The organism is Pseudokineococcus marinus (assembly GCF_013004605.1).
GTDB lineage: Bacteria > Actinomycetota > Actinomycetes > Actinomycetales > Quadrisphaeraceae > Pseudokineococcus > Pseudokineococcus marinus.
In genome coordinates this window covers 1-9,136 of record NZ_JABEMA010000119.1, presented here as the reverse complement: position 1 = coordinate 9,136, position 9,136 = coordinate 1, and the positions used below count along the sequence as shown (strand labels likewise).

Annotated in this window: 9 protein-coding genes; 2 read left to right on the top strand and 7 right to left on the bottom strand. The window is 78.7% G+C overall.

The window, feature by feature from the left end:
- Positions 1-19: 19 nt before the first annotated feature.
- The 3 genes from mshD to HLB09_RS09260 all read right to left on the bottom strand — a co-directional run bounded on the left by mshD (position 20) and on the right by HLB09_RS09260 (position 3,021).
- On the bottom strand, positions 20-751 hold the full coding sequence (mshD, locus tag HLB09_RS09270) for a mycothiol synthase (protein ID WP_171203103.1): 732 nt from the start codon (positions 749-751) through the stop codon (positions 20-22).
- On the bottom strand, positions 748-2,355 hold the full coding sequence (locus HLB09_RS09265) for a flotillin family protein (RefSeq protein WP_171203102.1): 1,608 nt from the start codon (positions 2,353-2,355) through the stop codon (positions 748-750). Before HLB09_RS09265 ends, mshD begins: the two co-directional genes overlap by 4 nt.
- A 180-nt stretch (positions 2,356-2,535) precedes the next feature.
- Positions 2,536-3,021 carry a MarR family winged helix-turn-helix transcriptional regulator gene (locus tag HLB09_RS09260; protein ID WP_171203101.1) on the bottom strand — a complete coding sequence of 162 codons (486 nt, stop codon included), beginning with the start codon at positions 3,019-3,021 and terminating at the stop codon, positions 2,536-2,538.
- 24 nt (positions 3,022-3,045) lie between these two features.
- Here HLB09_RS09260 and HLB09_RS09255 point away from each other — a divergent pair, with 24 nt between their 5' ends.
- The gene (locus tag HLB09_RS09255) at positions 3,046-3,885 is read left to right on the top strand and encodes a tryptophan-rich sensory protein (RefSeq protein ID WP_171203100.1); all 840 of its coding nucleotides are present in this window, start codon (positions 3,046-3,048) and stop codon (positions 3,883-3,885) included.
- A 55-nt stretch (positions 3,886-3,940) separates the two neighbouring features.
- Here HLB09_RS09255 and HLB09_RS09250 read toward each other — a convergent pair whose 3' ends face one another.
- Positions 3,941-4,537, bottom strand: a complete 597-nt coding sequence (locus tag HLB09_RS09250) for a TMEM165/GDT1 family protein (protein WP_171203099.1) — start codon at positions 4,535-4,537, stop codon at positions 3,941-3,943.
- 277 nt (positions 4,538-4,814) lie between these two features.
- Here HLB09_RS09250 and HLB09_RS09245 point away from each other — a divergent pair, with 277 nt between their 5' ends.
- The gene (locus tag HLB09_RS09245) at positions 4,815-7,136 is read left to right on the top strand and encodes a hypothetical protein (RefSeq protein WP_171203098.1); all 2,322 of its coding nucleotides are present in this window, start codon (positions 4,815-4,817) and stop codon (positions 7,134-7,136) included.
- A gap of 13 nt (positions 7,137-7,149) precedes the next feature.
- Here HLB09_RS09245 and HLB09_RS09240 read toward each other — a convergent pair whose 3' ends face one another.
- The 3 genes from HLB09_RS09240 to HLB09_RS09230 form a co-directional block, all read right to left on the bottom strand.
- Positions 7,150-7,908 (bottom strand): glycosyltransferase, encoded by a 759-nt coding sequence (locus tag HLB09_RS09240; RefSeq protein ID WP_171203097.1) that lies wholly within the window; start codon positions 7,906-7,908, stop codon positions 7,150-7,152.
- A 70-nt stretch (positions 7,909-7,978) separates the two neighbouring features.
- The gene (locus HLB09_RS09235; RefSeq protein WP_171203096.1) at positions 7,979-8,614 is read right to left on the bottom strand and encodes a GNAT family N-acetyltransferase; all 636 of its coding nucleotides are present in this window, start codon (positions 8,612-8,614) and stop codon (positions 7,979-7,981) included.
- On the bottom strand, positions 8,611-9,136 hold a 526-nt coding region (locus tag HLB09_RS09230), incomplete at its 5' end, for a penicillin acylase family protein (RefSeq protein ID WP_171203095.1). The genes HLB09_RS09235 and HLB09_RS09230, both read right to left, overlap by 4 nt.

Sequence of the window (9,136 nt, the reverse complement as noted above, 5' to 3'; positions counted from 1 at the left end):
CGCTCGCGGCGCCCCGCGCTCACGGGCGCCCCCCGGTCGCCGCGCCCGCCGGCGCCTCGACGACGACGTCCGCGCCGGAGCGCTCGAAGCCGAGCCGGCGGTAGACGGCGAGCGCCGCGGCGTTGTCGGCCTCGACGTAGAGCTCGACGCGGCGCACGCCCCGGTCCCGCAGGTGGTGCAGCCCGGCGAGGGTGACGAGGCGCCCGACGCCCCGGCCCTGGGCGGAGGGGGCGACGCCGACGACGTAGACCTCGCCGACCGGCGCGCCCCCCTCCTCCGCGGGGGTCGTCTTCGTCCAGTGGGAGCCGAGCAGGGCACCGGTGCGCTCGTCCTCGGCCAGCAGGAGCCCGGCGGCGTCGAACCAGGGCTCGGCCTCGCGGGCGCGGACGTCGTCGAGCGTCCAGGCGCCCTGCTCGGGGTGGTCGGCGAAGGCCCGCGCGTTGACGGCGAGCCAGGCCTCCTCGTCGCGCCCGGGCTCGAAGGACCGCAGGCGCACGCCGTCGACCTGCGGGAGCGGCGGCAGGGGCGCGGAGAGGTCGGCCTCCATCGTGAGGAGCTCGCGCACGCGCGCGAGGCCCGCCTCCCGGGCCAGCGCCGCGGCGGCGGGGAGGTCGCCGTGCATCCACAGGCGCAGCGCCCGCTCGCCGCGCGCCGCGAGGGCGGCGGCCAGGGCGGCGTCGGTGAAGGTGCCCTCGGGGCCGAGGTAGCCGTAGCGGCGGGGCCGCCGGCGCCCCCCGTCCTCGGGGCTCACGAGCCGTCGGTCCCGCTGCCGTCCTCGTCGCCCGAGCCGAAGCCGCCGGGGGCCGCGCTGCCGGGCGCGGGCGCGGCGGTGCGCACCGGGCGCACCGGCGCGCTGCCGCCCGCGCCGGAGCCGGAGCCGGAGCCGCCGAGCAGCGAGGTGAGGTCGATGCCCGTCGTGCGCCGCACCGTCTCGAGCGTCTCGTGGAGGTTGCCGGCGACCGAGCGGGAGAGGGCCCCCGCGCCGTCGTTGGAGATGACGGTGAGGTCGTCGATCGAGCCGAGCGGCTCGGCCAGGGCGCGGGCCATCTCGGGCAGGACGTCGACGACCATCTGCAGGCGGGCGGCGTCGCCGTACCCGGCGAAGGCCTCGGCGAGCTCGCGCCGCGCGGCGGCCTCGGCGCGGCCCTTGGCCTCGATCGCGGCGGCCTCGGACTCGCCCTCCAGACGGCGGGCGTCGGCCTGCGCGGTGCGCCGGGCCAGCTCGGCCTCGGCGGCGAGCCGGACGGCGCGGGCCTCGGCCTCGGCGCTGATGCGCAGGCGCTGCGCGTCCGCGTCGGCCGACAGGCGGGTGCGCTCGGCGGCGGCCTTGGCGTCGGCGACGGACGACGCCGCGCGGCCCTCGGCCTCGTACTGGACGGCGCTGCGGCGCGCCTGCGCCTCCTGCTCGGTCTTGTACCGGGCGGCGTCGGCGGGCTTGCGGACGTCGGTGTCGAGCTGGGTCTCGGTCAGCGTGGCCTGCCGCTGGGCCACCCGCTCCTGGACGGTGAGGACCTCCTGGTCCTGGGCGGCCTTGGCGAGCGCGCCCGCCGCCTCGGCCTCGGCCTGCGCGCGGTCGGTGTCGGCGCGGAAGGTCGCCTGGCGCAGCGCGAGGTCGCGCTCGGCCTCGGCGACGAGCTGCTGGGCCGCGGCCTCGCGCTGGGAGGACTCGCGCTGGGCGTCGGCCTCGGCGATGGCCGCGTTGCGGGCGGCCGCGGCGGCCTCGGGGCGGCCGAGGTCGCGCAGGTAGTTGCTGTCGTCGGAGACGTCCTGGATCTGGAAGGTGTCGAGGACGAGGCCCTGGTTGTTGAGCGAGGAGACCGACTCGTCGGCGACCTGGCGCGCGAAGGCGGCGCGGTCGCGGATGATCTCGTCGACCGTCAGCGTGCCGACGATGGAGCGCAGCGAGCCGGCGAGGACCTCCTGGGTGAAGGACTCGATCTCGTCCTGCTGGTGCAGGAAGCGCTGCGCGGCCGCGCGCACGTTGTTCTCGGTGCCGCCCACCTTGACGATCGCGACGGCGTCGAGGTTGAGCCGGATGCCCTGCTGGGAGACGGCGCCGCGGATCTGCACGCGGATGGAGCGCGAGGCCAGGGACAGCGCGTAGGCCTGCTCGACGAAGGGCTTGACGAAGACGCCGCCGCCCATGACGACGCGCTGGCCGGACAGGTCCATCGAGGGCTCGCCCGTCTCGGGGTTGAGCACGGGCTTGCCGCCCTTGCGCCCGACGACGACGAGCGCCTCGGACGGGTTGGCGATCTTGTAGCGCCGCACCGCGGAGACGCCCAGGACCAGGAGGACGAGGACGACCACCCCCACGAGCACCAGGGCGATGAGCGTTCCCACTGCGAGTTCCATGCCTGACCGGGCTCCCCGTCACGTCGTCGTCGCCCCGCCGCGGCGGGGACCCGCGCCGGTGCCGGCGCGCGGGCGACAGTGTGGCGGAGCGGCGCTCGCCGCGGGGCCGGGTGCGCACAGGGCACCCGTCCGAGGGCCGACCGGGGTCGACCGGGGGACGACCGGTGCCGGCCGGCGGCCTCAGGCGCCGGGCGGTCGCCGTCCGCGCGCGACGGCGTCGGCCGCCTCGTCGAGGAAGCGCCCGAGCAGCGCCAGGTCCTCGCCGTCGTAGCGCGCGAGGACGGCGCGCAGCTCGGCGGCCATGGGGGAGAAGACGTCGCGGCCGAGGTCGCGGGCGACGTCGGTGACCTCGACGACGACGCGGCGGCGGTCGGTGCCGCTGCGGGCCCGCCGCACGTGCCCGGACCGCTCGAGCCGGTCGAGCAGCGCCGTCGTCGCGGGCGAGCTGAGGCCGAGGTGGCGCGAGAGCGTGCCGGGGCTGTGCTCCTCGCCGCGGCGGTCGGCCTCGACGACGGCGGCGACGGCCTCGAGGTCGGTGCGCGCGGAGCCGTGCCGGGCGCCGACCTCGTCGACGTAGCGGTCGGTCTCCTGCACGACCCGCTGCAGGCCGCGCAGCACCGCCGCCCGTGCGGCGTCGTCGGTCCCGTCCGGGGAGTGCGCGGTCACGCCCCCGACCGTACTCTCTCCGCCATGGAGAGGTTCGCTGGTAGAGAGAGCAGGGCGCGGGCGACGGGGCGGGACCGCACGCGGCAGCGGGTGGTGCTCGGGAGCGCGGTGCTCGCGCTCGTCGTCTCGACGATCGGATCAGGGGCCTTCGGCGGCACCCCGATCGACGAGGCCGCGGACGGGACGCTGTCGGCGACGGCCACGCTCGTCGCCCCGGCGGGCCCGGCCTTCTCGATCTGGGGCGTCATCTACGCGGGCCTGCTGGCCTACGGCGTCTGGCAGCTCGCGGCCGCGCGGCCGGCCGACCCGCGGCAGCGGGCCGTGGGGTGGCTGCTGGCGGCGTCGATGCTCCTCAACGCCGCGTGGATCGTCGTCGTGCAGGCGGGCTCGGTGACGCTCAGCGTGCTCGTCATCGTCGCGCTCGTCGCCGTGCTCGCCGTGGTCCTCGCGCGACTGGCGCGCTCGGCGCCGTCGAGGTGGGCGGAGGCGCTGCTCGTCGACGGGGTCGCGGGCCTCTACCTCGGCTGGGTCCTCATCGCGACGGTGGCCAACGTCTCGGCCTGGCTGTCAGGCCTCGGCGTCGGCGGCCTCGGGCTGGGGGAGAGCGCCTGGGCCGTCGTCGTGCTCGTCGTCGCCGCGGCGGTCGGCGCGTGGCTGTCGCTGGCGTCCGGGCGGGTCGCGCCGGCCCTCTCCCTCGGCTGGGGCCTCGCCTGGGTCGCCGTCGGGCGCTCCAGCGGCGAGGACACCTCGGGCGTCGTGGTCGTCGTCGCGGCGCTCGCGGCCGTCGTCGTGCTCGCGGCGGGCGTCGCGGGCCGCGTCCGGGCCCGCCGGGCCGTGCCGGCGCGTGCCGCCCGGGTCGTCTGACCCGGCTGGCGTCGACCGGGCCGGTCTCGACCCGGCGCTCGCCGCGGCCCGGCGCTCAGCCGAGCAGCAGGGCGTCCACGAGCAGCCAGACCCCGATGAGCACGAACAGGACGCCGGCCCCGATCGCGACGGCGCGCTCGGGGAGCCGCTTGCCGAGGTGGTAGCCGAGCACGATGGCGAGCGCGTCGGCCGCCACCATGCCGACGGTCGAGCCCAGCCACGTGCCGGCGATCTCGGCGAAGCCGTCGTCGCGCGCGGCGAGGGTGATGGTCGCGAGCATCGTCTTGTCGCCGAGCTCGGCGAGGAGGAAGGCGACCGCGACGGTGAGGAAGACCGACCGGCCGGCGCGCTCGGCCTTCTGCTCCTCGTCCTCGTCGAGGGAGTCGCCCCGGAAGGTCCAGACGCCGAAGCCGATGAAGGCGAGGCCCGCGACCACCGCGATGGCGGTGGTCGGCAGGGCCGCGCCGACGGCGGCGCCGAGCAGGACCGAGGCGAGGTGCACGAGGGCGGTCGCGGCGGTGATCGCGGCGATGATGGGCCACGGGCGGTAGCGCGTGGCGAAGGTCAGCGCCATGAGCTGGGACTTGTCGCCCAGCTCGGCGGCGAAGATGACGCCGAAGCCGACGGCGGTCGAGACGAAGAAGGGCTCCACGGGTCCTCGGGAGGTCGTGCGCGCCCTCCCGGGAGCAGGTGCGCCTCCGGCCGGGCGCACGGGCGTGCGCGGCCGAAGGTCTCGCCCACCGGGCGCGCGCCGAGGGCGACGTCCGGTCCGCGGCACCGGGTGCACCCGCGCGAGCGGGGCGGCCAGTGTGTCGACGCCGCGGTTGGGGGCTACTCCCCTTCGTGAACGCGGAGGAGGCTACCAGCGGCGCCGCCGGTCCTCCGCCGTCCCCAGGGGCGGTCCAGGTGCGGCCCCTACCCTCGGGCCCGTGCCGGCCCTCCTCGCGCTCGTCCTCGCCGTCCTCGCGGGGCTCGCCGGCGCTCCCGCAGCCCGGGCCGCCGACGCGGCCGAGGACCGGTCGGCCGGCGCGGGCGTCCCCGGGCCGGTCGTGCTCGTCGGCGTGCCCGGCCTGCGGTGGGGCGACGTCACGCCCGTCGACGGCGGCGGCACACCCCTCGTCGAGGAGGCCGAGCAGGGCGACGGGCCCGGCGGCGAGCCGCAGGACGCCGCGCGGACGCCGGTGCTCGGTGCCCTGCTGCGCGACGCGGGCGTCGGTGACGTCGCCGTCCGGTCGGTGACGGCCAGCGCGTGCCCCGCCGACGGCTGGCTCGCCGTCAGCTCGGGCTCGCGCGTGCTCGACCCGCGGCCCGGCATGGAGGTCGAGGCCGCCGACGGCGAGGCCGCCGAGCCGGACCCGCAGGAGGCCGTCACCCGCTGCACGACGGTGCGCGAGCCCGTGGACGGCGCTCTGCCGCGCTGGCCCGTGTACGAGGCGGCGGCGGCCGAGCAGCCCTACGACGCCCGGCTCGGCCTGCTCGGCGACGCCCTCGCCCGCGCGGGCACGGCGACGGCGTCGGTCGGCCCCGGCGCCGCCGTGGCCCTGGCCACCTCGGACGGCTCGCTCACCGGCCCCCACGTGCCGCGGCCCCGAGAGCCGGAGGCGCTCGGCGAGGCCGTGGGCGGGCTCGTCGAGGACGGCGCGGAGCTCGTCGTCGTCGACGCCGGCAGCCTGCTCGCCGACGTCGACCCGGACGGCGAGGTGCCCGAGGAGGCCTCCGCCAGCACCGTCGAGCAGCTCGACGCCCGCGTCGGCGCCGTCCTCGCGGCGGTGGAGGACGAGGACGCCACCGTGGTCGTCGCGAGCCTGGCGGACGCCACGAGCACCGCCCACCTCGGCGCCTTCGCCGCGGTCGGGCCGGCCGCGGGGGGCGTCGCCGACGCCTACGGGGCCAGCCTCGTCGGCTCCCTCAGCACCCGGCAGGACGGCCTGCTGCAGACCACGGACCTCGCGCCGACGCTGCTGGTGACCCTGGGCGTCGACGCCCCCGCCGGGCTCGTCGGGGCCCCGGTGCTGCCCGTCGACGACTCCCTCGACGCCGCGGAGCGGCGGGCCGTCGTCCTCGACCTCGCCCGCGCGGCCCTCGAGGTGCGGCCCGTCGTCGGTCCCTTCTTCTACGCGCTCTACGGCTCCCAGCTCCTCCTCTACGGGGCGGCGATCGTCGCGCTGCGCCGCCGCTCCGGCGGGCCCCGCGGGCGCCGCCGCGTCCTCGCCTGGCTGCGCCGCGTCTCGGTCGTCGGGGCGTCGGTGCCGGTGTCGACCTTCCTCGCCGGGCTCGTGCCGTGGTGGCGGGCGGAGCCCTCGGCGCTCGCGCTCGTGGCGGCGGTCGCCGGATGGACGGCCGTCGTCGCCGCGGTGGCCCTGCTGGGGCCCTGGCGCCGCAGCGTGGTCGGCCCGCTCGGCGCCGTCGCCGCGACGACGGCGCTCGTCCTCGCCGTCGACGTCGTCGGGGGCTCGACGCTGCAGCTGTCGAGCCTCATGGGCCCCAACCCCATCGTCGCGGGGCGCTTCTACGGGCTCGGCAACCCGCCCTTCGCCCTCTTCTCGACGGGGTGCCTGCTGCTCGCGACGGCGCTCGCCGCCCACCTCGTCGGGCGGGGCCGCCGTCGCGCGGCCGTCGCCTCCGTCGCCGTCCTCGGCGTCGCCTGCGCCGTCCTCGACGGGACGCCCGGCCTGGGCAGCGACTTCGGCGGGCCGCCGGCGATCGTCCCGGCCTTCGCCGTCCTCGCCCTGCTCGTGGCCGGCGTGCGCATCACCTGGCGGCGCGTCCTGCTCATCGGCGGCGGGACGGCCGTGGTCATGGCCCTGCTGGCGACGCTCGACTGGCTGCGTGCGCCCGCGGACCGCACGCACCTCGGGCGCTTCGTCGAGACGGTGCTCGACGGCGGCGCGCTCGACGTCGTCGGGCGCAAGATCAGCGCCAACCTCAGCGTCCTGACGGGCAACCCTCAGGGGCTGCTCGTGCCGATCGCCGCGCTCTTCGTGGCCTTCGTGCTCCTGCGCCCCGGCGCCTCCGGGCCCCCGGCCCTCACCCGCGCCTTCGACCGGGCGCCCGCCCTGCGGGCCGGCTTCGGCGCGTGGCTCGTGCTCGTGCTCATCGGGTTCGCCGTCAACGACTCCGGCACCTCGATCCCCGCCGTGGCGGCCACGCTCATGGTGCCGCTGCTCACGGCGGCGGGGGCGCGGGCGCTCGAGGACGACGCCGCGGGCGCGCCGGGCCAGCGCGAGCCCGCGACGGCGTCGTCGCACTAGCCCCGACGGGGGCTCAGCCGCGCGGCGGCAGGACGGCGCCGAGCTGCCCGCGCGCGGCGAGGGCGCGGACGACGTCGCGGTACTGCGCCGCGCGGTGGGCCTGCGCCCGCCAGCCGCGGCCCGAGACGCGGTGCTGCAGGTCGCACGGCACCTCGACCACGCGCATCCCGGCGCGCAGCAGGTCGACGGTCATCGCCGTCTCCACGCCCCAGCCGGGCGCGAGGGGGCGGGCGCGCTCGAAGGCCCCGCGGGTGAGGCAGCGCATGCCCGAGAGCGGCTGCGTCGGCGTCCACCCCGTCGCGGCGAGGATCCCGCGGCGGGCGAGGCCGACGACCAGCCCCCGGCCGCCGCCGGGGGAGGACTGCGGCGGCAGGACGGCGATGCTCGCGTCGGCCTCGCCCGCGAGGACGGGAACGGCCAGCGCGGCCGTGGCAGCGGCCGTCGCGCCGAGGTCGGCGTCGACGAGCAGCAGGGCGCGGGGCTCGTCGGTCGCCAGCGCCCGTCCAGCGGCGTCGTGGACGACGCCGTCCGGCGGCTGCTCGAGGTCGCGGACGAGGGCGGCGCCGCTCTCCAGCGCCGCGGCCTTGCCGCGGTTGCGGTGGTGCCGCACGACCCGGGCCCCCGCGGCGCGGGCGGTGACGGCCGTGCGGTCCGAGCTCCCGTCGTCCACGACGACGACGACGTCGACGCCCTCGATCGCGAGGGCGGCGCGGACCGTGGCGTCGATCCGCTCCTCCTCGTCCTTGGCGGGGATGACGACGGCGAGGCGCACGGGGGGACGGTACCGAGCGGGCCGGGCGCCCGCCCGGGTCGGTCGGGCGCCCGCGGGCGCCCGACGGTGCTCACCGACCGGGAGCCGCCGCCCCGGCGAGCGCCTCGAGGACGGCGCGCGGCAGGAAGGCCAGGCGCGCGGTCTTGCCGGCGACGTCGACGACCGGACCGATCTCGAACCCCGTGCGCCGCAGGCGCTCGGCGGCCGCCTCGTTGCGGGCGTCGGGCTCGACGACGACGCGCCGGACGCCCGCGTTGCCCACCGCCAGCGGCGCGAGGGCCGCGGCGAGCAGGGCGGTGAAGCCGCGCTCCGGGTCCTCCGTCGGCGCGAGCAGCAGGTGGATCCCGAGGTCGCCCGGCTCGACGCCGTCGACCTCGCCCAGCGGGTCGGCCTGCGCGTCGTAGGTCTGCAGCAGCGCGACCGGCCGGTCGTCGAGGCGCAGCAGGTAGGCGTGGTGGGTGCTCAGGGAGTCGACGAAGGCGTAGACCTCGCGCACCTGCTCGACCGTGCGGTCGGCCATGCCCCAGTAGCGCGCCCGCGGCTCGACGACCCAGGCGTGGACGGTCGCCGCGTCGGCGTCCGGGTCGAGCCGGCGAACGTCGAGGACCCGCCCGTCGGGCAGGGGGCGCGGCCCCTCGGGCAGGCGGGCGTCGAGCGACGGGGCGGCGGGCGCCCCCTCCCTCGCGCTCGTGGCGTCGGTGGTCATGCGGTCTCCTCGGGGGTGCGGGCGGCGGGCGGGCCGTCGTCGACGGCGTCGTCGGGCCGGGTCGGGGGCACGGGCGCGAGCCGACCCGCGAGCCACAGCGGCAGCTGGTCGGCGGCGTGCGGGGCGCCCTGGACGCCGTCGGCGCCCAGCGGCACGACCCAGCGGCTCGCGCCGCGGTCGGCGAGGTCCCAGACGTAGCGGGCCACGGGGCCGCGCAGGCCCGTGTCGCCGAGCCCGTCGGGCGACAGGCCCGGCACGCTCGACGTCGCGAGCACGCAGTCGGTGTCGCCGGGCAGCGGCGAGCCCTCGCCGGGGCGCTCGACGGCGTCGTGCCACGGCGTGCCGTCGAGGCCGTGGACGGTGCGCAGGCGGTGGAGGCGGCCCCACGTCGCGGCCGGGACGCCGGCGGGGGTCGCGGCGGCGTCCTCGAGCGCGGCGAGGGCCAGCGCGCCGACGTCGACCCCGTGGTCCGGCAGCACCTCGAGCAGCCGCGGCAGCGCCGCGCCCACGCGCTCGACGGGG

Coding starts and splice junctions, on each gene's coding strand:
- HLB09_RS09265 (WP_171203102.1), bottom strand. CDS start 2,355: ATGGAACTCGCAGTGGGAACGCTCATCGCCCTGGTGCTCGTGGGGGTG.
- HLB09_RS09255 (WP_171203100.1), top strand. CDS start 3,046: ATGGAGAGGTTCGCTGGTAGAGAGAGCAGGGCGCGGGCGACGGGGCGG.
- HLB09_RS09235 (WP_171203096.1), bottom strand. CDS start 8,614: ATGACCACCGACGCCACGAGCGCGAGGGAGGGGGCGCCCGCCGCCCCG.